This window comes from Solibacillus sp. FSL W7-1472, assembly GCF_037969775.1.
Lineage (GTDB): Bacteria > Bacillota > Bacilli > Bacillales_A > Planococcaceae > Solibacillus > Solibacillus silvestris.
The window spans coordinates 1,802,917-1,827,849 of the sequence record NZ_CP150208.1 but is presented as its reverse complement, the minus strand read 5'-3'; the positions used below and the strand labels follow the sequence as shown (position 1 = coordinate 1,827,849).

At 39.4% G+C, this 24,933-nt stretch carries 20 protein-coding genes; 8 read left to right on the top strand and 12 right to left on the bottom strand.

The window, feature by feature from the left end:
• Positions 1–115: 115 nt before the first annotated feature.
• The 3 genes from panF to MKY07_RS08995 all read right to left on the bottom strand — a co-directional run bounded on the left by panF (position 116) and on the right by MKY07_RS08995 (position 3,020).
• Entirely contained in the window at positions 116–1,561 is a 1,446-nt protein-coding gene (gene panF, locus MKY07_RS09005; protein WP_339264634.1) for a sodium/pantothenate symporter, read from the bottom strand.
• Positions 1,561–1,833, bottom strand: coding sequence for a YhdT family protein (locus MKY07_RS09000; RefSeq protein WP_039967203.1), 273 nt, complete (start codon positions 1,831–1,833; stop codon positions 1,561–1,563). The genes panF and MKY07_RS09000 overlap by 1 nt, the downstream gene beginning before the upstream one ends.
• Positions 1,834–2,036: 203 nt before the next feature.
• Entirely contained in the window at positions 2,037–3,020 is a 984-nt protein-coding gene (locus tag MKY07_RS08995) for a diaminopimelate dehydrogenase (protein WP_339264496.1), read from the bottom strand.
• A gap of 251 nt (positions 3,021–3,271) precedes the next feature.
• Between MKY07_RS08995 and MKY07_RS08990 the strand changes: the two genes are divergently transcribed.
• Positions 3,272–3,730: a hypothetical protein gene (locus MKY07_RS08990; protein WP_014823916.1), complete on the top strand. Its 459-nt coding sequence runs from the start codon at positions 3,272–3,274 to the stop codon at positions 3,728–3,730.
• Positions 3,718–4,011: a YxcD family protein gene (locus MKY07_RS08985; RefSeq protein WP_339264495.1), complete on the top strand. Its 294-nt coding sequence runs from the start codon at positions 3,718–3,720 to the stop codon at positions 4,009–4,011. Before MKY07_RS08990 ends, MKY07_RS08985 begins: the two co-directional genes overlap by 13 nt.
• A 56-nt stretch (positions 4,012–4,067) precedes the next feature.
• Here the strand turns inward: MKY07_RS08985 and MKY07_RS08980 are convergent, their stop codons facing one another.
• The 6 genes from MKY07_RS08980 to MKY07_RS08955 all read right to left on the bottom strand — a co-directional run bounded on the left by MKY07_RS08980 (position 4,068) and on the right by MKY07_RS08955 (position 15,516).
• Entirely contained in the window at positions 4,068–6,374 is a 2,307-nt protein-coding gene (locus tag MKY07_RS08980) for a YhgE/Pip domain-containing protein (RefSeq protein ID WP_339264493.1), read from the bottom strand.
• 337 nt (positions 6,375–6,711) lie between these two features.
• Complete coding sequence (locus tag MKY07_RS08975; RefSeq protein ID WP_339264491.1) at positions 6,712–8,865, bottom strand: 5'-nucleotidase C-terminal domain-containing protein; 2,154 nt, start codon at positions 8,863–8,865, stop codon at positions 6,712–6,714.
• 174 nt (positions 8,866–9,039) lie between these two features.
• On the bottom strand, positions 9,040–11,736 hold the full coding sequence (gene acnA / locus MKY07_RS08970; RefSeq protein WP_008407118.1) for an aconitate hydratase AcnA: 2,697 nt from the start codon (positions 11,734–11,736) through the stop codon (positions 9,040–9,042).
• Positions 11,737–12,045: 309 nt separating this feature from the next.
• Positions 12,046–12,876 (bottom strand): DUF2785 domain-containing protein, encoded by an 831-nt coding sequence (locus tag MKY07_RS08965; RefSeq protein ID WP_232504562.1) that lies wholly within the window; start codon positions 12,874–12,876, stop codon positions 12,046–12,048.
• A 114-nt stretch (positions 12,877–12,990) separates the two neighbouring features.
• Positions 12,991–14,373, bottom strand: a complete 1,383-nt coding sequence (locus tag MKY07_RS08960; protein ID WP_339264488.1) for a VWA domain-containing protein — start codon at positions 14,371–14,373, stop codon at positions 12,991–12,993.
• A gap of 24 nt (positions 14,374–14,397) precedes the next feature.
• The gene (locus MKY07_RS08955; RefSeq protein ID WP_339264486.1) at positions 14,398–15,516 is read right to left on the bottom strand and encodes an AAA family ATPase; all 1,119 of its coding nucleotides are present in this window, start codon (positions 15,514–15,516) and stop codon (positions 14,398–14,400) included.
• A 282-nt stretch (positions 15,517–15,798) separates the two neighbouring features.
• Between MKY07_RS08955 and MKY07_RS08950 the strand changes: the two genes are divergently transcribed.
• The gene (locus MKY07_RS08950) at positions 15,799–17,733 is read left to right on the top strand and encodes a right-handed parallel beta-helix repeat-containing protein (protein WP_339264485.1); all 1,935 of its coding nucleotides are present in this window, start codon (positions 15,799–15,801) and stop codon (positions 17,731–17,733) included.
• A gap of 111 nt (positions 17,734–17,844) precedes the next feature.
• On the opposite strand, the gene yfkAB is transcribed toward MKY07_RS08950, so the two are convergent.
• Positions 17,845–18,948, bottom strand: coding sequence for a radical SAM/CxCxxxxC motif protein YfkAB (gene yfkAB, locus MKY07_RS08945; protein ID WP_087617294.1), 1,104 nt, complete (start codon positions 18,946–18,948; stop codon positions 17,845–17,847).
• 134 nt (positions 18,949–19,082) lie between these two features.
• Entirely contained in the window at positions 19,083–20,900 is a 1,818-nt protein-coding gene (locus tag MKY07_RS08940; protein ID WP_339264483.1) for a dynamin family protein, read from the bottom strand.
• 240 nt (positions 20,901–21,140) lie between these two features.
• On the opposite strand from MKY07_RS08940, the gene MKY07_RS08935 reads away from it, so the two are divergent.
• The 5 genes from MKY07_RS08935 to MKY07_RS08915 all read left to right on the top strand — a co-directional run bounded on the left by MKY07_RS08935 (position 21,141) and on the right by MKY07_RS08915 (position 24,132).
• The gene (locus tag MKY07_RS08935; protein ID WP_065216009.1) at positions 21,141–22,574 is read left to right on the top strand and encodes a SulP family inorganic anion transporter; all 1,434 of its coding nucleotides are present in this window, start codon (positions 21,141–21,143) and stop codon (positions 22,572–22,574) included.
• 10 nt (positions 22,575–22,584) lie between these two features.
• Positions 22,585–23,004, top strand: coding sequence for a universal stress protein (locus MKY07_RS08930; protein WP_008407126.1), 420 nt, complete (start codon positions 22,585–22,587; stop codon positions 23,002–23,004).
• 121 nt (positions 23,005–23,125) lie between these two features.
• Positions 23,126–23,605: a hypothetical protein gene (locus MKY07_RS08925; protein ID WP_339264481.1), complete on the top strand. Its 480-nt coding sequence runs from the start codon at positions 23,126–23,128 to the stop codon at positions 23,603–23,605.
• Positions 23,606–23,627: 22 nt separating this feature from the next.
• Positions 23,628–23,834, top strand: coding sequence for a hypothetical protein (locus tag MKY07_RS08920; protein ID WP_339264480.1), 207 nt, complete (start codon positions 23,628–23,630; stop codon positions 23,832–23,834).
• 34 nt (positions 23,835–23,868) lie between these two features.
• The gene (locus MKY07_RS08915; protein ID WP_008407129.1) at positions 23,869–24,132 is read left to right on the top strand and encodes a hypothetical protein; all 264 of its coding nucleotides are present in this window, start codon (positions 23,869–23,871) and stop codon (positions 24,130–24,132) included.
• Positions 24,133–24,372: 240 nt separating this feature from the next.
• On the opposite strand, the gene MKY07_RS08910 is transcribed toward MKY07_RS08915, so the two are convergent.
• Positions 24,373–24,930, bottom strand: a complete 558-nt coding sequence (locus MKY07_RS08910) for a DNA-3-methyladenine glycosylase I (protein WP_339264478.1) — start codon at positions 24,928–24,930, stop codon at positions 24,373–24,375.
• Between the last annotated feature and the right edge of the window lie 3 nt (positions 24,931–24,933).

Below are 24,933 nucleotides of genomic sequence, written 5' to 3'. Positions count from 1 at the left end.
TTAAGTTACTTTATGTAACCTAGTTTACAATAATAAGCGTTTAACGTCAAATAAACCAGAACTATCAATTGATAGTCCTGGTTTCTATCATACAGAGCCAAAACGATTCTGGCTATTAGAAATGGTAATCTTCTATTTTTTTCACCTTTTGTGCAATCAAACTTACTGCTACAAATGTGATAAGAGAAGCTATGATTGGAATTGTTACGGAATGCATGCCATAAATATTTTCCGCAAAACGGTAGATGACAATATATAATGTCAGGCCGACAATCATCGAACTGATAGCCCCGTATTTGTTTGCTTTCTTCCAGTACAGGCCAAAAACAACACTCCATAAAAAGGCCGATTCCAGTCCGCCGAACGCAAACAAATTCAGCATGATTAACAGCTCAGGCGGTTTAACGGCAAAAATAACTACCGCGCACCCGATAATGCTTGTCACCCAGAAGCTGCGATTTTTAATTTGTGCATCGCTTGCTTTCGGGTTGATATAGTTTAAATAAATATCTTTTACAACCGTAGAACTTACTAGTATCAGCAGTGCATTAACCGTCGACATAATGGCCGCCATTGGAGCTGCGAGTACGATTCCAGCCAGAACAGGCGGCAGCACTTCCAATGTCAGCAGCGGCATGACTTTATCGCCGACTTCAATTCCCGGCATGACCGGACGTGCAAATACACCGATTAAATGCATGCCAAACATGATTGTCCCGATTCCGATTGTCCCGATTAAAATGGCTTTATGTAGGCTTTTCGAATCTTTGTAGCTCATCGCACGAACCGCGATCTGAGGCAAACCAATAACACCAAGTCCAATTAAAATCCAAAATGTTGAAACATACAATGGTGTCAGGTTTTGTTCCGCACCAAATGGCGTCACTAAATTCGGATTTTCTGCAACCAATCCTTGCATAATTGTGTCAACACCACCACCGGCAATGACTGTAGCAATAAGAAGGATGACCGTACCTACAATCATAATCGATCCTTGCAATGCATCCGTTAACGCAACAGCCCGGAAACCACCGATAATTACATACGCCAATACGGCTACCGCAAAAATGAGCAATGCACTTGTATAAGAAAGCCCTGTCAACGATTCAATCAGACGTGCCCCACCTACCCATTGCGCTGTCATGGAAGCAAAAAGGAAGATGATGATACTGATTGCCGATAAAATAACAATGGTATGGCTGTCATAGCGTTTCTTTAAAAAGTCGATTAATGTAATCGCTTCAATTCGGCGTGCCACAATCGCAAATTTTTTGCCGAGCACCATTAAAACAAAATAACCTGCAGGCAGTTGTGCCATTGCCAACAGAACCCATCCAAGACCTGTATTATAGGCAACTCCTGGTCCCCCGATAAAACTTGAGGCACTGCCATATGTCGCCATCATCGTCATCGCCAGAATGAAACCGCCCATTTCGCGACCGCCTAAAAAATATTCCTGTAAAAACGAATTAGATGTACGGACTTGGCGATTTGCCCAAATACCGATACCAAAAATGATGAGTAAAAATATGAGTAATGGAATAATCACAGACCAATGTATCATTTTTGATCGTCCTCCTCTTCAAGTGAAATATCTTTGAAGAAAAGCTTCATCGCAAGCCAGATGGCAATAATCATGAAAATGGTTCCTGCGATACAGCTATAGAAAAACCATGCCGGAAATCCGAATACATAGTCATACTCAAGCGGGTCACCAGAACCAAGCCCATACGCAAATCCGAACCAGATTGCAAAGTTGATGATGACAAGCACGACACCGATCAGTGCTTCTTTATGTGCGATTTTAAAACGCTTATCCTGCACATTAAACATCCTTTCTGTTTACCATTTAAATCTGCTGTAATTTCAGATTCATTAGGGAATTAACTCGCTCTAAGTGGACAACCGTCATTTTAGAGACTTAACCTCTCTATTCTACGTTGCCAAACCTTGAATGAAAAGACTTTGTCGACGATTTGTCTAGCAAAAATAAAAAAGCGTCGCCTAGATTTACTAGACGACGCTCCATTTGGAAATTACAGTAACTCTTTGCGCAAATCTGCCGGTGATTTTGGGGATAATAAACCGTATGGAATGTCGAACACCGTTTTTGCCCCTTTGTCTCCCTTTGCGTGCAATTTGTAAGCAGCGCGGGCATAGGCAACGAGAACACTTGATGTAAACATCGGATTCGATTCAAGCGTTAATGAAAACTCCATAATTTGTTTGTCTGATTCGCCGGATTGACCAGAACGGATAACAAATCCGCCATGTGGCATACCTTGGTGATTTTCTTTAAATTCAGCTTCCGTAATAAAGTTCACAGTCGTATCATAATCCGCAAAATAATTTGGCATTTCTTTAATTTCTTTTTCGATCGTTGCTGCATCTGCACCTTCTTCCAATACAACAAAGCATTCACGGGCATGTTTTTCACGTGTTGTCAGCTCCGGATTTTCACCGTTGCGCACACGGTTAACCGCTTCTTTAATCGGCAATGTATATTGCACTGCATTTTTTACGCCTTCAATACGACGCACTGCATCTGAGTGACCTTGGCTTAAGCCGTCTCCCCAGAAAGTATATGTATTTCCTTCAGGCAGTACTGTTTCACCTAATAGACGATTCAACGAAAACAGACCCGGGTCCCAGCCAACCGAAATGATTGAAACTGTGTCACTTTTTTGTGCCACCGCTTCGACTGCATCAAAAAACTCCGGAATTTTTGCATGCGTATCATAGCTGTCAATCGTGTTGAACCATTGCGCAAAATGAGGAACTTGCTCCGGTAAATCCTTTGCCGAACCACCACATAAAATCATAACATCAATTTGTTCTTTGTATTTCGGTGCATCCTCCACTAAATAAACCGGTACGTTCGATGATTGGATTGAAACTGTAGCAGGATCACGACGTGTAAAAACAGCTACCAATTCCATGTCAGCATTTTGATTGATTGCTGCTTCTACTCCACGGCCTAAATTCCCGTAACCTACAATACCAATGCGAATTTTACTCATTATTCATTCCCCCAACTTAATTATTCGACGATTGCTCATTTACATCATGATGTAAATTCAGAATTTTCGTCTAAATTATATTTCATCATACAGTTTCATTTTTATGAATACAATATTTTTCGTTATTTTCACAAGAAATGTTATCTTTCGCGCGATGATTGTATTATTTACATAAAAGTGTTTTCATTTTCTATTTAGGTGAATTTTTGATATACTAATAAAGTAAAAAATAGACTAATTGGGGGAAAAACATGAAAAAGTTATCAGCGATTTTATTAGCATTCACACTTGTCTTTTCAAGTGTAGGGACTACGATTTTATTTGCTAATGATGCACAGTCAGTTGAAGCAAAAGGTTACAAATCCGGGAAAAAAGGCTTCAACAGCAACAATAACAATTCTAATATTCAGAAAAACAACAACGATGCAACAAACCCGACAACAACAAAACAAAATAACAATACAACGAAAAAGAATGATTCAAATACAGCTTCATCAAACAAAGGCGGTTTAATGAAAGGCTTAATGCTTGGTGGTTTAGCTGGTTTATTATTCGGTAGCATGTTTGCCGGCATGGGTATGTTAGGTAACATTTTAGGTCTGTTAATCAACGTAGCAGCAATTGCGGCAATTGTCTTCTTCCTAGTGAAGATTTACCAGTTGATCAAACGCAAAAAAGATAAAGAGGTTACGGATACGTGGAAAAACTAACATTACTTGAACAAGATTTAATTAATGCCGTTTGTCTTTTCCATGCAAAATTTAAAAACACAACACCTGAAGATGTGGAAGTGGAGCTGATGTATGATGATGTTGCGGGTTATTCAGCGGAAGCTTTCTACAATGGACAACTAGACGTTTACAACTCTGTAAATTTCATTATGGCACTTCGTCTGTATATTGATGAGCAGCTTGGCCGTGATTCAATGTCAGCTCGTATTTCACTTGCTATTGATGATGAAGAAGGCATGATTGCTCACGTAGAGTTTTAATAAAAAAAACTGTAAGACCCGTCTCCTCTCAGATCTGAGAGAAGACGGGTCTTATTTTATGCAGTCGGCTGTACTACCGGCGTATACTTCGTCGTAAGTGATTTGTAGCTTACGATAAACGCGATCAGTGCCAATACAGAAGCAGCGACTAAATAAATGACAAGAACTAAAGCATTCGATGATAACATTGATAGATCACCCAATGAAATAACCGATTTGAACCCTGAGATTGAATACGTAAACGGTAAATACGCACTTACAGCCTGTAAATTTTCAGGCAGCATTGGAATCGGCAAATTCGAACCTGTAATCGATAATTGTGCAACAGCAAGTACAAGTGCGATAAATCGTCCGATATTGCCTGCAACCGATACAAGGAAGAAAATAATTGACATGAACACAATGCTGACAAAAATCCCAAATAAAATAAACTGTACTACATGATCTACCGATAGCTGTAATACGACTAATGTAAATCCTGTAACCAATACCGCCTGAATTGTAGCAAACAGTGCTAATTGCAGCCATTTACTGACAAACCAGCTTACAGCAGACTTTGGCAATACAGCCGGCTTTTTAAAGTCCACAAACATGGACAACACAAGCATACCTACAAATAATGCCAACGATAAAATATACGGAGCTGTTGAATCGCGGTAATATTCATAAGCATTAACTTTCTCCCCTGCCAACGTGACCGGTGAAGAGAACATTGCAATATTTTTATCGGTAATTCGTAATGCCGCCACTTGCTCACGACCACCTTCCAAACCAGTCACCAATTCCGATGAACCTGCCTGAAGACGATTGACTCCATCATTTAATGAAGTAACACCTTCTGTCATTGTTTTCCAGCCGACTGCAACGGTTTCATTACCCGTGCTGATTTGTGTCAACCCGCTTTTCAGACTGGAAACACCTGCGCCTAATTTGTTCCATGAACTTGTTAGCGATGCGTTACCATTTGCTACTTGGGAAGCACCACCCGCTAAAGTAGATGCACCTGAAACGACCGCTGTCTGTCCTGCAACGAGCGCATCGATTCCTTTTATTGCCTGCCCTTGTCCAGCTGTTAATGAACTAATACCGGATACAATCGTTTTTTGACCGGCAATTGCGTTTTCAATTCCGGCTGTCAATGCTGGCATTGATTGTGCCATCTGGTTGGCACCATTACTTAATGCATTGGCACTTTGAACGGCAACCGGATAAACGGTACCAAGCTCTCCTAAACCTGCACTTAAAGCAAGTAAATTTTCACGATACGCTTCCATGCCAGGTGCTTGCGCCAATGTTTGCAGTAATGCTGCACCTTGTGCCATTTGTTCGATATCCGCCTGTTTTGACTGCAATACGGTCGCCAGCTGGTTTAAGCCTTTTGCCAACCCTGGATTCCCCTGCGTGCCGTCCCCTAGAGCGATGCCAGCATAAAGCCGATTTGCTCCTGCTGAAAGCTGCTGTAATCCATTCAGAAGATTTTCAGAACCGGGCTGCAATTTCTGTAAACCTGTATAAATTTCCGTTGAACCGCCTTTTAATGAATGAAGACCCGCTAACACTTGCTGTGAGCCGCCCTTTAACTGTGTCGCACCAGATGCCACTTGACGTGATCCGGACGCTAGTTTATTAATATTGCCTGTTCCACCATTGATTGCGGAAAGAAGCTGACCTGCCCCCGCATCAGCCGTTTTCGCACCGGCAGCAAGTTTGTTAATGTCTGCCGATTTTTCCGTCAACGATGTTAACAATGTATTCGTCCCGTCCGCCAGCTGCTCTGTACCATCTGCAATTTGCTTCGAACCATCCGCTCCACTAGCAAATCCTGTTTCGATATCCGTAAATCTGGAGAATACCGTTCTGGCATAGGTCGCTGTAATTTTGTCCCCTAATTGTTCGCGAAGTTTTTCTACAGCACTGTTCGTAACTTGCGCACCCATGAAGTTTAATCCTTCATTTTGAATGTAACGCAATTCCGGCACTTGCGGATTTGCATCAAGAACAGTGGTCACCTTTTGGGAAAAGTCTTCCGGTACTTCTACCACTAAGTAAAATTCCTGCTTATCCAGCCCTTCCATCGCTTCTTCTTCCGTCACAAAATGCCAGCCCAATGAGTTACTTTCTTTCAATGTTTCCATTAAATCATTGCCGACATTGATCGCTTGACCACCTGAAACCCCTCCGGCATCCTTATTGACGAATGCAACCGGTAAGTTATCCAGATTGTCGTACGGCCCCCATGTAGCAGACAGAAGAACTGCTACATAAACAATCGGAATGAGCATGACACCGATCAATGCAATGAGTAAACCCTTGCGATTTTTCAGTGACTGCAATTCCTTCCCAAACAACTGAAACGACCCCATAAAAACCCCCCTTTTTATGAAAATAATCCTATACGAATGAATAAAGACTCATTGCGTATATACAATAATATATTCTAAGTTTTTACATATTTCTACTAGAAAATGTAAATATTTTCTTGTTAGTACGTGAATTTTGTTCATATTAATATTCAAAAAATAGGACAAAATAATCGCTAAATAATTTTCTATTTTAGGACTCTCTTTATTTATCCGAATATTCTAACTTAAATTATTATCGGTAATTAAGATAATAGTTCAGTTTCCATAATGTTTTTTGCAAAAAAATAAATAAAAAAACCACTAATTGGTTGCCCAAATTAGTGGTTTAATTATGAAATTATTTTTCTTGTGGTGCAGCTGTATCAACAATGCGGCCTTCAGTAGTAAACTTAATTTCTTTCATTGATAGTAATTGTTCTTTTAAGTTTTCCCAATCTGATAAACCTAAGTCTGTTACACGGCCTTCGCCATATGCTTTTTCAAACGAGCTGAAGCCGTCTCCGCCTTTAGCTGTGAAGGCATTTGTTGCTACTGTGTACGTTTCGTTGTCCGCTACATCTACGTATGCTTTTGTTGCTTCATCATAGTATTTCAATGAAACGACACGAGAGCCCGCTTCTTTAGAAGAATCGTATTCTAGTTTAGCACCTGAGATATGCAGGAATCCGCCATTTTCCTCTGGAGCACTTTTTACAGAGTGTTCAAATGCAGCTTTTAATTCAGCACCTGTAACATCCATTAATGCCAGTGTATTACCAAACGGCAATACTGTAATAACCTGTCCAGTCGTAATATTCCCTGCCGGAATCGCAGCACGAATACCACCGCCATTTTGTAATGCCATCACTACTTTTTTATCCGTATACTGTTTCGCTTTTGCCAGCATGCCGTCTGTAATGATGTTTCCTAATACTGTTTCGCTGTTACGCACACTTACTGCACTTGTATCGGATTTACGAGGACTCACTAAATCTTCTGTCAACTTAACCCCGATTTCTGCTTTAGAGACAGCATCCACTTTTTCTTTAAATGGTGCAAGCATTTTTAAACCTTCTGCATCATCAGCCAGTTTCCCGATCTCAACTAATTGACCGTCATGTTTAACAACGACACCATTTTCGTCAAATTCTACATTCAATGTTCCTAGGAAACCAGCATACTCTTTCGCTTGTACGATTAACGTTACGTCTTTTTTCTCGCCGACTGTGTTCGTATCCACTACGAATGGCTCTTTAAGCTCTGTATGCGAGTGACCGCCTACGATAATATCAATTCCAGGGACTGATTTTGCTAGAATTTGATCATTATCATATGCAGGATTATCGTCAAATCCAATATGAGTTAATGCAATAATTTTATCGACACCTTTATCTTCAAACGCTTTTACCGCTTTTTTCGCTTCGTCAATATAATTTTCAAATGCGACACTGCCTGGAGAAGCGATGTCTTTTGTTTCAGCTGTTGTTAAACCGAAGATCCCGACTTTCTCACCGTTTACTTCTTTAATCATACCTGCATAAATTTTGCCGTTTTCAGGCTCGCTTGATACTAAATCAGAGAACATACCTGTAAACAGGCTGTCTTTTGTAAAGTCAACATTCGCTGTTAGAACCGGGAATTGTGCAGCTTTAATGAATTCTGCCAATGCTTTATGTCCTTCTGGTGAAGAACCTAAGTCAAATTCATGGTTTCCTAATGTGATCGCATCAAATTTCAATGCATTTAAAAATGGAAGATCTGCTTGTCCTTCAAATTCGTTGAAGTATAAAGTTCCGCTGAAAACGTCACCCGCATGCAATAATAGCGCATCCGGTGTTTTCGCACGTTGTTCATTGACAGCCGTCATTAATTTTGGAAGCGCCTCTACACGAGAATGTGTATCGTTTACATGCATAATCGATAATTTATAATTATTTGTTTCCGGTTCCGGTTGTGGTGCTGGTGCAGCTGCAGCCATCATAGTCGCCAATACACTTGATAGTTCGCCACGTGTAAGTTGTTTAGTAGGATTAAATACTACTTTAGCCTCTGTTAATAAAGCCGTTGCATCAATCGGGTATACCGCTGATACATTCGTTAAAATTTTAGCCAATTGACCATGTGTAATTTTATCCGCTGTGCGGAATGTACCGTCTTCATAACCGTTTACAAATCCAGTCGCTACTAATGCTGCTATTTGACTATAATACTGGTTAGACGTTTTAATATCTTTAAGGTTAGGATTTTTTACATTTGTTGTATCTAGTTTAAGAGCGCCAGCAATCATTTTTGCTGCTTGTCCGCGTGTAACCGTTGCATCCGGTTTAAATGTACCGTCTCCAAATCCTTTTACGATACCTGCAGATGTTAAAGAATTGATCCCTTCTGCATATGGATGGCTAGCACTAACATCCGTAAAAATTGTCTCTTCTGCCATAACACCTGTTGCGCCTACAGCTACTGCCGTAAATGCTGCTAAAGCTGTTGCTGAATACATTCTCTTTTTCTTCATCAAAAGACCCCCTACAAAATTTTAACCTACCTTTTGATAGTAACGAAATATTATAAAAATTTCCACATATTCCGGAAAATTTTACTTCTAATTAACAAAAAATTTCATACTAAAGGCACAAAAAAAGACAAAGCCAATAAAAATTGACTTTGTCTTTAAAGTTATCGAATGGAATTATTGTTGTGCAGCTTTAGCACGTAATACCATTTGTAGGATACCGCCGTGACGGTAGTAATCTACTTCTACTTCAGAGTCGAAACGAGCTAACGCTTTGAACTCAGTTACTTTTCCTTCTGGAGAAGTTGCAGTAACAGTTAGGATATCACGTGGTTTAACATTGTCAGTTAAGTTAACGTCGATTGTTTCGTCACCTTTTAATCCTAAAGTTTCAGCTGATTCGCCAGCCATGAATTGTAATGGTAATACGCCCATCATTACTAAGTTAGAACGGTGAATACGCTCGTAAGATTGTGCGATTACAGTTTTAACGCCTAGTAAGAATGTACCTTTAGCAGCCCAGTCACGAGATGAACCCATACCGTAGTCGTTACCAGCTAATACTACTAAGCCAGTACCTGCTTCTTTGTACTTCATACAAGCATCATAAATGTACTCAACTTCGCCTGTTGGCCAGTAAGTAGTGAAACCACCTTCTGTACCTGGAGCGATTTGGTTACGGATACGAATGTTTGCGAATGTACCGCGCATCATTACTTCGTGGTTACCACGACGAGAACCGTAAGAGTTGAAGTCACGGATTGCAACACCGTTTTCGATTAAGTACTTACCAGCTGGTGTATCTTTACCGATTGCACCTGCAGGAGAGATGTGGTCAGTAGTGATAGAGTCACCGAACTTAGCCATTACACGCATTCCAGCTAATGTTTGGATAGCACCTGGCTCTTTAGAAAGACCAGTGAAGAATGGTGGGTTTTGGATGTAAGTTGATTTTTCATCGAAAGTATATAAGTTTTCAGTTGAAGTTTCGATTGCATTCCAAGCTTCGTTAGCTGTGAATACTGTTTCGTATTCTTTTTGGAATAATTCACGAGTTACAACTTTATTTAATACTTCGTTAACTTCTTCAGTTGATGGCCAGATATCAGCGAAGAATACTTCTTTGCCTTCTGGAGTTACAGCGATTGCGTCTTTTTGTAGATCGATATCTACAGTACCCGCTAAAGCGTAAGCAACAACTAATGGTGGTGAAGCTAAGAAGTTAGCTTTTACTAATGGGTGTACACGGCCTTCGAAGTTACGGTTACCTGATAATACAGAAGTTACGAATAAATCGTTTGATTTGATTGCATCTTCGATTTCTGGTAATAACGGACCAGAGTTACCGATACATGTTGTACAACCGTAACCAACTGTGTTGAAACCGATTTGGTCGAAGTAGTCTTGTAAACCTGATTCTTCTAAGTAACCAGTTACTACTTTAGAACCTGGAGCTAATGAAGTTTTAACCCATTTAGCAGGTTTAATGCCTAACTCAACCGCTTTTTTAGCAACTAAACCAGCAGCTAATAATACGTATGGGTTAGATGTGTTTGTACAAGAAGTGATGGCAGCGATTGCTACAGCACCTGCAGGAATTTCTACGTCACCTTCTGCAAATTTAGCAGTTGATGTTTTAGAGAATTCTTCTTCTGTTAAACCGAAACCTTGAGTACCTTGTGGAGCTACTACTGATTCACGGTAAACACGTTTCATTTCAGTTAAAGGAATTAAATCTTGTGGACGCTTAGGACCAGAAAGGTTTGCTTCGATGTCCGCTAAGTTAATTTCTAAAACGTCAGTGTAAACAGGCTCTAAGTCCGGGTTGAAGAACATGTCGTTAGCTTTTAAGTAAGCTTCAACAACAGCAATGTGCTCTTCGTCACGGCCAGTTAAGCGCATGTAGTTTAATGATTCTTCGTCAACTGCGAAGAAACCACAAGTAGCACCGTATTCTGGAGCCATGTTTGAGATTGTAGCACGGTCAGCTAGTGGTAAACCAGGTACGCCAGGTCCGAAGAACTCAACGAATTTGTTTACTACACCACGAGCACGTAATACTTGAGTTACTTTTAATGCTAAGTCAGTAGCTGTTGTACCGTTTGGTAATTCGCCTACTAGTTTAACACCGATAACATCAGGAATTGGGAAGTAAGATGGTTGACCTAACATACCAGCTTCAGCTTCGATACCACCAACACCCCAACCTAGAACACCGATACCGTTGATCATAGTTGTGTGAGAGTCAGTACCTACTACTGAGTCAGGGAATGCTACTAAACCTTCTTCTGTTTCGTTCACGTGAACGATTGGAGCTAAATACTCTAAGTTAACTTGGTGTACGATACCAGTTGCTGGTGGTACAGCGCGGAAGTTATCATAAGCAGTTTGAGCCCATTTTAAGAAGTTATAACGTTCAGCGTTACGCTCGAACTCTAAATCCATGTTCGCTTGTAATGCAGCTGCGTTACCGTATTTATCTACTTGTACAGAGTGGTCAATTACAAGGTCAACCGGAATTGCAGGGTTGATTTTAGCTGGGTCTCCACCCATTTCTTTCATTGCAGAACGTAATGAAGCTAAGTCAACTACTACTGGAACACCAGTGAAGTCTTGTAATACTACACGAGATGGTTTGAATGGTACTTCAGCGTCAGCATTGTGATTACCGAAGTTCGCTAATTCATTAACGTGCTCGTCTTTAATTACGTAGTTATCATATTGACGTAATACTGATTCTAATAATACTTTAATTGAGTAAGGTAGGCGTGATACTTTTGCGATACCAGCTTCTTCAATTGCAGCTAAACGGAAATAGTTATAAGTTTTACCGTTAACTTCAAAAGTCGAACGACTGTTGTGTAAGTTTGCCATGTTGTGTTCCCCCTAGTTTTTCTTAATTGAAAAGGTTGTAAAGCTCTTTTCTCCACAGTCAATAATAACGCACATTCATACATAAGTAAATTGCATTATTATTATCTTTTGCGATAAGTTAAAATTATGACCTATCGGAAATACCATTTTCTTCTGCAATACATTTAGAAATCCTACTTTGTCAGAAAGTTCTTCTCACACTGTATTCCTCAACAAATTTCTAATGCATTGTAAATTGCATTTTTATTAGTACCTATTTGAAAAAAGTTTGAATAAAAATTATTTTATTATTGTACTAAAATAAAATAATTAGTTTAATTTGAGCCAGCGCTGAATAAATGTTGATACGATACTGCGCAGTTTTTCATTCCGATTGGCAAATTTCAGATAAAAATAAATCGTTTTTGCCAAGTTCAGCTGGTTTGTTCTTGCTTTAAACCACAATGCATCATAGCCCCGCTCATAGGCGACCATTTCCAGCTGGTCAAACAACTGTTCAAACCATTCAATGAAAAGTTCTTCGTCAATATTTTTGGCTAACAATGCCTGAATGATATTGCAGAAACGTTCTTCCTCATCATCGATAAAAACATAGCCCTTCCAAATATTCGCGCGTATCGCCTGCAATATTTGAGCCGTAAAGCGAATCGGATAAAGCGGATGTGCAATAATTGCGCTAATTAACTCCGTTGTATTCGTAATGCTATGTGCCCAGCCAGACTTTGTATCGACAAAGCTTCGCAAATCCTGCTCCTTCGCTAACAGTGCCACTGCATTTTGCGCAAGCAACTCCAACTGCTCACTCGTCAAAATGTTAAGCTGTCGATCGGCATTCACGATTGCGGCTAAATAAAGAGCCGCATAGGAACGCTGAAAAACAGAACTTGTCCCATTCTCACCGATATTAAAAAGTAAACCGTCAGTTGAAGAAAGTTTGCTCACAAATTCGGTAATAACTGTTTCGCCGAGTGCATTCTCAGATAACAGCATGATGAACAGTCGATAGTTGAGCTGGTCACGGATTGCTGCTTCTTCATGACCGATTGTTCCCAGTAAATCATTCAATATCGACGGGTGCTCCTGAATCGATTGTTTTCGCTCTTCCGTCGTCATTTCAAAAAACTTTTCATAATCTTCCACTACCAAAAAGACGCCTCCTTACCAAATGCATAACATCATTGTAAGAGACGTGCCAACATTTGACTAGGTAAAAGCTCTTCTAATAGACGCACACCTTCTGAATATACCCGTTTTTTATAAAACAAATGCATCTTCTGCTTCAAATAATTCATTTACTTCAATAACACGATCTGAAAACCGATCCACAACATTCAGATCGACCGTATTAATTAAATTTGTTAATACAATCGAAGTACATTCAAACTGTTTCTGCTTTTTTGTTTGCGCAAATTCCTCAATAAAACGTGACGGTAAAAAGCTGGATCCGTCCGTTACAAACAACAAATCCGCTTTTTTAAATTCACTTTTCTTTAAAAGTTTTAATGCTTCACGCAATGGCAGTTCATAATTCGTCCCGCCACCGATGAAACTGTCACTAAACTGAATGAGCTCCTGCGTCTTTGCCTGACCTTTTCTGAAAAATTTGATTTCCCCAACATTTGTTGCAAAAGGAATAATCGCAAAATCTCTTCTCTGCTTTTTGGCGATGTTCAGCAACGCAATACAAAACGCCTTACTTTGTGCTTTAATTGATGTCATAGAACTGCTTTCATCCATGCATACAATAATCGGTCCCTTTCCTTGACGCTCTTTTCCTTTCTTATTAAAAACGAGTGTTTGATGCTCGCTTAATCGCTTCAAAAAATCCAGTTTGCTGTGTCCAAGCATATAGTTCGCCAATTCTGCCGGAAGTAGTCGGGACAGTTCATGCCCAAAAGAAACCGAGTGATGCTGAATTGTCTGTGCTTGTTTTGCTTTCTGCTTTTTCATCGCAATTTTTTTAAAACGGCCGACTAATTCGGCAATTTTATGCAATTCTTTTCGCTCGCTAATCATTTTTGCCAGTTTAAACTGATCGCTTAAAGGAACTTGCTCCAATTTTTTCCCATCCATCGTTCCTACTTTCATGACCGCAGTTTTTGTTTGATGGATATTCTTTTTATTTTCCTGAAGCATCATGCCGATGGATGTTTTGGATAACTGTTTTAAATACTCTCTTTTTTGCGGTAAATCATTTGCCGTACTAGGCATTTGTTGCTGCTTTTGAAAGGCTTCCAGTTGCTCGATCTGAAATGGGTTTTTTTGCTCCTCATAATATTGGAAACTTTTAAGAAGCTGTTCGGCAATGCTGACGGAAGTAAGGACACTCAACAGCTCGTCGCCCTTTGTCAGCGCATGCCATTGGTTGTATTCTTCATTTTTCAGCAGCTCTTTCATAAAATCATATTGCATTTTGTCCAGTTGCTTTGCATTTTCATTTATTACAGGCGCTTTATAATAGAAAGCATGCCAGCAATCTCCGATGATATTCGTAAAGCCGGATACAATTTTTTCACCTTCGATGCAGCTGTCTTTCAATAAAGTGGCCATTTTCAACAGTTCGTTAAAACGGGTCTTTTGCTCAGTGCTGCTCTCAAAAACTGTTCGGCTGTAGATTACATGTATGTTCTCACTCATGAAGCTTCCCACCTTCTGTATTCTTTAAAATCCGATGACATCTGAAGTAATTCGAAGCAATTGTTTATGCATTTCCGTTTTTAAACTGTGCAATTCCGGACGGCTCGGGATTTGACGGCTCATATTTTGTACTTCTACAAATAATGTTTTTCCCTGCAGGAGCAGTTGACTCAGCTCCGATTTAGCAAACGGGGATTTTTGAAGCATCGCATTTTTTGCTGTTAAAATAATCATTTCAAACTCGTTCGCTGTCCTGTGAATAAACGCTTCTACTGTATCAAAGGCAACTTCATTAATGATTTGTTCTGTTAACGGTTTTTGTTCGATTGTCTCCCACAAAATATTCGTCAAAATCGTCAAGTCTTCTCGAATCACCTCTGTACGCCCGTCTAAATAAGCCTTCGCTTTCAAAATTGACAATGACTGTTTAAAACGGCGATCGGACGGTCGAATCCCTTCATCATGAAGTGCCTGCCTAATTTTAGCGACCACTTTAAAAATCGTATCAGAAATGGCAACCTTATCTGTCCTTTGCTGATGTTCGGTCAGCTCGTCCAATGTTATTTTCGAAATTTCCTTTTTTCTTTCATCCTTTAACATCGCAATAAAGGCTTCTTCTTCACGAATATAATTTACTTCATAGCGCAGCAAAAATCGGTCGAATAATGCTTCTAGTCCCTCCCCTTCTTCGATGTATTCATTGGAGGAACCGACCATCGTCAAAAGCGGTGAAGCAATGGGAAACCCGTTGTTATAATAAATCCGCTCATTGATAAGTGTGAGCAGTGAATTCAGAATCGCAGAGTTTGCTTTAAAGATTTCATCAATAAACGCAAAATGGGCTTCCGGGAGCATATTTGTCACATTCCGTTTATAAATCCCCTGTTCCAAATCTTTCAAAGACAGCACACCAAACAATTCTTCCGGTGTACTGAATGGTGTCAATAAATGCTGAAAACAATGACTTCCCTCGACAATCGAACCAAGCATGGACGACAGCACGCTTTTTCCTGTCCCCGCCGGTCCGATAAATAAAAGATGCTGTCGTGATAATAAGGCAATTAATAATGCTTCAATCTCTTCTTCCCGATCATAAAAACGTTCATTCAGTTGCTGACGGATGGTTTGCAGCTGTTCACACATTGATTGACCACCTTTCCCTCTATCTTTTCGTAATTCCGTATACCCGCACGTTTATGTAATACTCTACTTATAACGTTACACTTCCTGTACGATTTTTAAACCTTTGCTTGTCTTAATTCTTCCTCTAAAGAACTAGGAATATTTCAGGCGACTTTGCACTATTTTAGTAAGAGCATAGGAAAAAATTTTTTTCATGTTTCCACACAATTTTAGTTACAAATGATTAATTTTGTTATTTTACGTGAACATATTAGATATAGCATGTTTTGTAGGAGGAATCGTATGGCGTTAGTAAGAGTGTCATCTTCAATTTTTTCACGAATTAAAACTATTCAAAAAGCGGTGCAGCGAACAATGAACCATGATGAAATTATCGTTGCATCCGGGACATATAAAGAAACTTTAACTTTTGAGGAAAACAGAACGATTACCGCACCAAATGATGCAACGGTCTGTATAAAAGGAACGATAGTGATTGCTGAATGTGCGACCGTCACATTTGAGAACATGACAATTCAACCTACAACGCAAATTTACGTCGAAGGTAAAATTATATTAAAAAACTGCGTTATTCAAGGTGGACGTACAAATGTGCTGTTGGCACTGAACGGCGGGACATTACAATGCGAAAATACAACATTCATCGGTGCATCTGATGCGGCAGTCACGTTGGTATACAATAGTGAGGCCCATTTGGAAAATTGTTATTTTGAAAATAATAAAAAAGTCCATATATTAGCGGAAAATTCAACAATTCATTTAACAGATTGTACACTTTCAAAAGCAAACCAGGCACTTTGGGTAAAATCTCATGCAAAGGCTTATTTGACTCATGTAAAAGTCCAGCATCATTCCGGCACACAGCTCATTATTCAAGACCATGCCTCATTGGAAATGAACGACAGCGAAATCATGCACGGCGAAGGTAATGGTATATATGCATCAGACCATTCAAACATTCATTTAATAAAAACAGCTATACAGCACCATCGCCTTCCCCAAATCTGGATGCAAAAAAGTTCCCTAAACGTAACTGATTGCAAAATTCAATACGGCAATGAATCCGGTATTATTTTACGGGATGGTTCGGAAGCAATGATCGAAAATTCATTGATTGCTTTCCATAAAATCGCAAATGTCCAGTTATTGCTTGAATCTTTACTCAATATGACCGACTGTGAGGTGTACAGTTGCCAAGGGGTCGGCATTCATATAAAGGAAAAATCGATTGCAAACTTCAACAGTACGGTGTTTGCATATAATGTGCTGCCACAGCTTTTCATTACCGAAAACTCCATTTGTACAATAAAAGATGCGACGATTCAGGAAGGCAAACAGATTGGGGTCTATACGGAAAAAGGGGCTTCGTGTTCGATTGTTTCCAGTACGATTACAGGACATAAAAACGCAGCACTAACGGTGATGGAGGCAGAACTATTCCTTTTAAACACAACAGTGCATCATAATAAAGGGAATGGAATTTTAGCGGTCAATCATTCAAAGGCTTCTGTGGACAATTGCCATTTCAATCACAATGAATTGGCTCATATTGCAGGGAAAAATAACAGTACTGTGACGATTTACCAAAGTGAATTAGTCGGCGGCAAAAGTATATTTGTCATGGATCAATGTGAACTGGAAGTAACCGAATCGGTTGTCAAAGATGGTACGGGAATTCAAATTGAAATGGTGGGCAATACAAATGCCACGATTCAAAAAACCCAAATTAGCGGCGGTGAGACAAATGGGATTGTGGCGATGAAAGATACATCGGTCCATATTATCGATAGCCAAATATCTTGTCATAAAATGCCGCAAATCATCGTCAATGACAGCTCTCTTGTATTAAAGAACAGCGAGTTGATGGAAGGTGAACGAAATGGTTTAATTATTGAAAACCATGCAGAAGCATTAATTCAAGATTCATTTATTTCCAATCATATGTATTCTCAATTATGGATTGACTCCGAATCTTCTGCGGAGGTGAACGCCACACAAATTATCGAAGGCCATGAATCTGATATTTTTGTACAAAATAAATCGGTTCTCCATGCTTCGAAATGCATTATCCAAAATGCGAAATTTGATTTCAATATCCAAGCGGTCAACTTCTCGAAAATTTATCTGTCTGAAACAATGGTCGACAATTCGTTCGGTTCAAAGTTTTACAGTGAAAATAACAGCGAAATTTCATCGAATTTGGATGAAATCAGTTAGGTCATTACTACCTGTAACTTTTTTCAGTTGCAGGTAGTTTTTTTTGCGGACAATAAAAAACAGTTTACCTTCATTCCATGTAGGATGAAGGGTAAACTGATTTATGAAGGTTTATTTAATACTCCCACTTACAAATTCTGTCTCAGGATAGTACATATTTTTAACAATAACATTCGCCCCAAGGCATTTCACCGCAGGACAATGGCAATTGATCGATTTAGAAATATTTGAATCTAGCCATCTCTTATAAATTTGAGTCAATGATTCATTTTTAATATTGCCGAACGCCTGACCGTCATCCGAGAAATCGGTAACCGAAATATCACCGGAGAAAATATTGAGATTCATTCTTGAACGACCATCCACATCGTTTCTCATTGTCGTATTTGATGCGTTATTGATTCTGTTGATTAATGCTAAATCACGCTCATCACGGCTGCACGGATAGAATGGCAATGTTCCGAATAATACCCAAATATCTTTATTTCGGTAATCGAGAATTTCGTTGATCACTTTTCTGTATTCATCCAAACCGATCGTTTCTAAACTTTCAGCAAAATCGCTGGCGTACATCGGATGAATCTCATGACGCTTACATAGCATTTCATTTGCCACTTCATGATGAATTTTCTCCATAAATGGCACTGTGTTACGGTTTAGCATTGTTTCGGCGGATACAAACATGCCGCCTTTTGACAGTTCTCTTGCGTTGTCAAAAATATTACGATATAAATTCCCTCTATATTCAACTGACGGCGTTTTTTCCATCATAGCGAATCCTGTTTCAACAAATTCTTTTTCATCACACCAGTTGTGCGATATGTGCATGACATCTAAATAAGGAGCAACCAGCTCATAATGTGACATCGGCAAAGTGAGGTTGGAGTTGATCTGTGTCTTGATCCCCCTGCTTTTCGCATATTTCAATAATGGTAACAGATTATCTTTAATTCCCTTTTTCGTTAATAAAGGTTCCCCGCCTGTAAAGCTCATCGTGCGTAATGTTTCAACTTCATCCAATTTACGGATGATTTCGTCTGCCGGAATGGCCGGTAACTCTTTCGTTAGTAATGTATAGCCTACTGCACAATGTGAGCATCTCATATTACATAAGTTTGTTGTTGTAAACTCTATATTCGATAAAGTTAATTTACCATGTTGATCGATATCAATATATGGTTCCCACTCATCATGCGGTTTAAAAATTGTATTCATTTAAATACTTCCTTTCTGCGAGTACAATTTTCTCATAAAACAGTTGTATTGCAAAGCTATTGTTTGTAAGGAAATCGCAGAGGGACGTTACATGCAAATAGCTGCACGGGATGAATTTCCGCGCAGCCGTTTTTTTAGATTTCGATTATTCCCGGTAATTCCGGAATGTCCGAAACGATATCTTCTACGGATAACCGCAACTCAAACAGGGGGTATTTTTCTTTCAAATTCAGCTGTGCCAGCATTTCACCCGAGTCTGCTACTGCTGGGGCTTCATATGAATAATCTGCCGTCATAATATGTTCAACCGTCTGTCGGATGTATGCTTCTTCCTGCTTTTTAATCGGCAGCACTCTTTCCAATAAAAGGGGCTCTATCGCATCTTTCAAAAAGCTTTGTGCTTCGGCCATACAGCTGAATTCCGCCAGTTTATTCGTATATGATATCATTTTGGACCGTTCAAGATTTTGTTGGGCTTCCAGTTCCTTCACCTGATTACGTATTGTTGTCAGTTGCTTTTTTGTCAGATCGTTCAGCCGGGCTTGGACTGAATCCAGTTTTTCCAGGATAAATTGTTCGTATTTTTTTATAGACATCAATTTCTGTTCACATTCTGTCTGGATTCTATTCAATGTTTGAATTTGCTCGGATACTATCAACGAAAGTTCACTCTCTTCCAATGGAAATGCAAGCGACATCCCGGTTTGCTTTTTGAATAGCTTCTCCAATTGGCCATATTCCATCATGTAATCTACATGCAATTTTCGGTAATTACGTACATTTTTTTGATAAAGCGCTGCCGTTTCCTCATACATGTCCACGACGGGGTCATGTAGATAGGAATAGCTCTCCAGTGTCTGCAACAGCTGAAAAAGCGTTTGTACTTCTTTGAACACTTTACTGACCGTTTCATATTGTTTTTCAAAGGAAGTAATGAGCGCTTTATCCTGTTGTAATTGAGCGGCATCAATATGAAGATTGCCTTGATGCTGTACGATATATTCAAACGCCGATACATACGGTTCTCTTGCCGGAATTGTATTCATTTCTACTCGCAATCGTTCCAGCCATTGTAAAAACCGCTCCGTCGTATGGCGTGTCTTCTTCTGCTTGTTATCAATTAACTGGAACATGAGTTGTGACAGCTGTGTTATTCGGGAATCAATGAGCAGCTGTGTACTGTTCGTCTTACGGGCTTCTTGTGCCTGTAAAGCAGAAACTGGTACATCCTCCCCAATATAGTAGCCGTAACGTTCTTTCTCCACTTCAAGAAAGGCTTCCACTTCCCCATCTACCCGATCAATCCCGTTTACGACTAAATGGGCCGTTATCCCCGTCTTGTTCAGTTGTTCGATAAAATTCACTTCTGCTTCTGTTGCAGGCGAACCCGCTTGTAACACCCAGAATACTTCATCACAACGCTGTAATAGCGACGGTGAAAAGTAGGCCGTATTGTTTGCGCCTGTTTCCAGCGCTACCGAGTCGACAATGGTCACTTTCTTTAATAACTCACACGTTATATACACTTCCAAATAATCCAGATGCTTACGAATTATTTGCGCACTTTCTGAATTTGAAATAGTAAATAGCGAGAGGTTGGCAATATCAAATATTACTTCCATTCCATTCAGAAAAACAGCTTTTATATATTCCTCATCACTGTATTTCAAAAATGTATTTGTCCTCGTTGGTTCTGAAGGGCGGTCTTCCAACAGGTTTCTGCCGATTAAACTGTTGATTACTGTCGTTTTCCCAACCCGCTCTTTTCCGATAAAGAGGACGATTGGCTGACTGTCCGCATCATCAATGATCCTTTTTAAACGGGTAGTCGTATCTTTTACATAACCATTTTGAGACAGAATACTATGCAAAGGTTTTAGCCGTTCAATTAATTGTTCCAACGGATTGTGTTCATCAAAGTTGTTTAGCTGTTCGCTGAATCGCTCAGTCATACGGGTCACTCCTTTACAATCGATTATTATTCTATTATAAACGCAGTGATTTCAACACGGACAAGTAATTACGAAAAACGAAATAATTGGTTCCTCATACTTAATCGACAAAACGATGACTAGGTATTAACACATGGAAATTTTCTTGAGTAAATTAAATTTCATCATAATGTTGCTATTGCTCGACATTGTATGCATGCTATTATAGTAGAAGAATATTTAAAAGGAGCTACACAATATATGTACAATATCCGTGAGCAATGGTTTGGGAATGTACGCTCAGATGTGCTGGCAGGACTTGTTGTCGCACTGGCCCTCATCCCTGAAGCAATTGCTTTTTCTATTTTAGCCGGTGTAGATCCGATGGTCGGTCTCTATGCCTCATTTGTCATCGCTGTAACAATCAGCTTTGTCGGTGGTCGACCTGCGATGATTTCCGCTGCAACAGGAGCGATGGCACTTGTGATCGTTTCACTTGTAAAAGACCATGGATTGCAGTATTTACTCGCTGCAACAATTTTAACTGGTATCATTCAAATCATATTTGGATTGCTGAAAATTGCACGCCTGATGAAGTTTATTCCAAATGCGGTCATGATCGGCTTTGTTAACTCATTGGCGATTTTGGTATTCATCGCCCAAACACCGCACTTTATCGGTGGCGATATCGTCACATGGGCGTTTCTTTTAGCGACAATTGCTCTTATTTACGCAATTCCTTTTGTCATTAAAGGTATCCCTGCCCCTCTTATTGCTGTTGTAATTTTATCGGCAGTAGCCATTTATTCAGGCTTCAATTTAAATACGGTTGGAGATATGGGCACGATTACACAATCGCTGCCATCATTTTTAATACCTGATATTCCGTTTAACTTAGAAACGTTGATGATTATTTTGCCGTATTCACTTGCTTTGGCTGTTGTCGGACTAGTCGAATCATTACTGACCGCTTCTATTTTGGATGATATGACGGCTTCTGAGAGCGATAAAAACAAAGAAGCACGCGGACAAGGAATCGCCAATGTGATTAACGGTTTCTTCGGTGGTATGGCCGGCTGTGCAATGATCGGCCAGTCTGTCATTAACGTAAAATCCGGTGCACGCGGCCGACTTTCCACTTTTGTAGCCGGTGTGTTTTTAATGTTTTTAATTCTCGTTTTAGGTGATTATGTTGTACAAATACCTATGCCGGTGCTGGCCGGTGTAATGGTTGTTGTATGTATTACTCAATTCGACTGGCAATCATTCAAATACGCTGTGACAGCACCGAAAAAAGATGTATTTGTTATGCTTCTGACAATCGCGGTTGTCCTGTATACACATAACTTAGCGTTAGGTGTTGTAGCCGGTATTATTGTCAGTGCGCTGTTTTTCGTCAACGAAATTTCACGGGTAAGTATTTCACAACAAGGGAAAACATACTTTGTCAAAGGGCAACTATTCTTCGCTTCTACGGAAGGCTTTATCGACCATTTCAAATCGGTTCAAAATGATCATTCTTCCATCGAAATCGACTTTTCACAATGTAAAGTATGGGATGATTCGGCAATCGGTGCTTTAATGAAGGTAAAGGACCAGCTGAAAGCGAAAAATATAGAAGTAACCTACTTGAATATTGATGAATCAAGTAAACAGCTGTTGAAGAAGTTAACCGGTACGACATTAATCGATTAGGAGGTGGCGTATGTATCAACATATTTTACTGGCCGCTGATGGTTCGCAAAACTCGATACGTGCTGCAAAAGAAGCTTTAAAAATAGCACAAGTACATGCCGAAACATTGGTGACGATCATTTTTATTATTGATATGGAAAAAGCAAAAACGGATGTACTTCATTCAAGTTCCAATGAAAGTCTATACATGGAACGCCGTAGAAAGCTTGTGCCAATTGAGGAATTGTTCAACGAGCATCAAGTTCGCTATAAAGTGGAAATCATTCATGGCTCACCAGGACCAGAAATCATCAAATATGCCAACACACAAAATGTGGATTTGGTCGTAATCGGCAGCCGCGGGTTAAACAGTCTGCAAGAAATGGTATTAGGCAGCGTGTCGCATAAAGTGATGAAGCGCGTTCAATGCCCTGCAATGCTTGTGAAGTAAGGGAAAACTAAACAGAGAAAAGACAAAACATTTTTAGAGCGACTAATATGTTTTGTCTTTTTTTTATGTATATCTGATATAATTGGGGTCAACATGTCAAATTCAGGATGAGGTGGGAACTGTGTTTTTCTTAAAGCCTAAACTAATTAAAAATGGTAAGAAATCTAATGCGGAATTGTTATTTAAAGATGTTTCACCAGATCAATGGGATCAGGAACATTTAACGAAAGCTAATTTGGATTTTTCAATAGATAGTGTTCGTCTCGTTAATGAGTATGCTGAACGGTTAATCCATACAGAATTTGGACAGCAGCTTTTAAAAGAGCATTCAGAAAATTTCATCACACGTATTGGTGCCTATTTAGGCGAAGTAATTAAAAATCACAAAGACGGGCAATATCGCTGGTTTAATTTTAATTCGATTCAAGAAAATACCATTCATTTAAATTATTATGTATTGAGTGTAGACGATGAATCTGTTCTTTATTCTAAAAAATTGGATCACGTATTGTGTCCCATTTTTGAAGTGAAGCAATATTTTGATGGCAATTCCAACTATGATAGTTTTTTGGCATATGTAGAAGATGCGATTAAAAACTAGACTTCCTATGGAGGAACTAATTATGACCAATGATGCTCTAATAATACTAGCCATAGTTTCAACTATGATATGGATTACTGTATCTAAAGAAGCTACAAAGCCTACAAAAGAGGTGAACAAACGAAAGATGATCACTTTATTATCCGCAGGAACTTTATCGGCAATTCTATTAACTGTATCCCTTTTTTCAACATTTATTGTTCTCATTTTATTTAACGTGAATGCGTAGAAAAATTATTAAAATACTTACAGAGGAGATAATTTTGAAAAAACTACTTTTATTACTCATTGTTCCTGTTATTATTTGGTTTGGTTGCAGCAATACTGTAGTTGCAGAGTTTGCTACTGTGAAGGAAATTAAGGTGAATTCGATTATCATTCGAAATTGGGGTGGAGAAACAAAAGAAATCGTTATTCCCAAAACTAATGATTATTCTTTTGAGGTAGAGAAAGAATATTTTTTTAATTACGAAGTCAAGAAAAGTAAAAAGGCTGTTTTAATATCTGCAGAACCGAATGTACCTTAAACTTCTGCTACAGCCTATTTTAAAAGTTATCTGGTTAAATTATGCTTATCCAAAATATAATCCTCAGTTCCGGCAAAATAATCCTCACTTCGAGCTATATAATCCTCACTTGCTTTTGCATAATCCCCAATTCTTGTTTGTTAATCCTCACTTTCAAGTATATAATCCTCAAATCGATTATTTCTAAAAACTGGGGTTAGAAACTCCGCATTCGTTTCCTGTTGGAGCCCGCCCCCTCTTTTACCTTTTATAACAGTGGCAATTTGCTGTATGGTCGTTCACCATGCCGACTGCCTGCATATAGGAATAGCAGATCGTGCTGCCGACGAATTTAAAGCCGTCTTTTTTCAGTTGCTTGCTCATCCGGTCGCTTATTTCTGTTGTAACGGGTACTTGTCCGAATGATTCCCACGAATTAATCATTGGCTTGCCGTCGACAAATGACCAAATATAGTTTGAAAAGGAACCGTATTGTTTTTGAATGGCCATGAAGCTTTCGGCATTCGTCACAACACTTTTAATTTTCAACCGATTGCGGATAATGCGTTTGTCATTTCTTAATGCTTCAAGTTTTTCTTCATCATATTGTACTATCTTTTCCGCATCGAACTGATCAAAAGCAGCCAAATAGCCTTCTCTTCTTTTTAAAATAGTCAGCCAGCTTAAGCCTGCCTGTGCCCCTTCCAAACAGAGCATTTCAAACAGCTTCCGGTCATCATAAACGGGTACGCCCCACTCTTCGTCATGATATTTCACATAGATAGGTTCATCCAGCTTCACCCAACTGCAACGCTCCATGTC

What these genes read in the sequence shown, in the direction of transcription:
- MKY07_RS09000 (WP_039967203.1), bottom strand. Translation starts at nt 1,833, where the DNA reads ATGTTTAATGTGCAGGATAAGCGTTTTAAAATCGCACATAAAGAAGCA.
- MKY07_RS08995 (WP_339264496.1), bottom strand. Translation starts at nt 3,020, where the DNA reads ATGAGTAAAATTCGCATTGGTATTGTAGGTTACGGGAATTTAGGCCGT.
- MKY07_RS08990 (WP_014823916.1), top strand. Translation starts at nt 3,272, where the DNA reads ATGAAAAAGTTATCAGCGATTTTATTAGCATTCACACTTGTCTTTTCA.
- MKY07_RS08980 (WP_339264493.1), bottom strand. Translation starts at nt 6,374, where the DNA reads ATGGGGTCGTTTCAGTTGTTTGGGAAGGAATTGCAGTCACTGAAAAAT.
- MKY07_RS08975 (WP_339264491.1), bottom strand. Translation starts at nt 8,865, where the DNA reads ATGAAGAAAAAGAGAATGTATTCAGCAACAGCTTTAGCAGCATTTACG.
- acnA (WP_008407118.1), bottom strand. Translation starts at nt 11,736, where the DNA reads ATGGCAAACTTACACAACAGTCGTTCGACTTTTGAAGTTAACGGTAAA.
- MKY07_RS08960 (WP_339264488.1), bottom strand. Translation starts at nt 14,373, where the DNA reads ATGAGTGAGAACATACATGTAATCTACAGCCGAACAGTTTTTGAGAGC.
- MKY07_RS08955 (WP_339264486.1), bottom strand. Translation starts at nt 15,516, where the DNA reads ATGTGTGAACAGCTGCAAACCATCCGTCAGCAACTGAATGAACGTTTT.
- MKY07_RS08950 (WP_339264485.1), top strand. Translation starts at nt 15,799, where the DNA reads ATGGCGTTAGTAAGAGTGTCATCTTCAATTTTTTCACGAATTAAAACT.
- yfkAB (WP_087617294.1), bottom strand. Translation starts at nt 18,948, where the DNA reads ATGAATACAATTTTTAAACCGCATGATGAGTGGGAACCATATATTGAT.
- MKY07_RS08940 (WP_339264483.1), bottom strand. Translation starts at nt 20,900, where the DNA reads ATGACTGAGCGATTCAGCGAACAGCTAAACAACTTTGATGAACACAAT.
- MKY07_RS08935 (WP_065216009.1), top strand. Translation starts at nt 21,141, where the DNA reads ATGTACAATATCCGTGAGCAATGGTTTGGGAATGTACGCTCAGATGTG.
- MKY07_RS08930 (WP_008407126.1), top strand. Translation starts at nt 22,585, where the DNA reads ATGTATCAACATATTTTACTGGCCGCTGATGGTTCGCAAAACTCGATA.
- MKY07_RS08920 (WP_339264480.1), top strand. Translation starts at nt 23,628, where the DNA reads ATGACCAATGATGCTCTAATAATACTAGCCATAGTTTCAACTATGATA.
- MKY07_RS08910 (WP_339264478.1), bottom strand. Translation starts at nt 24,930, where the DNA reads ATGGAGCGTTGCAGTTGGGTGAAGCTGGATGAACCTATCTATGTGAAA.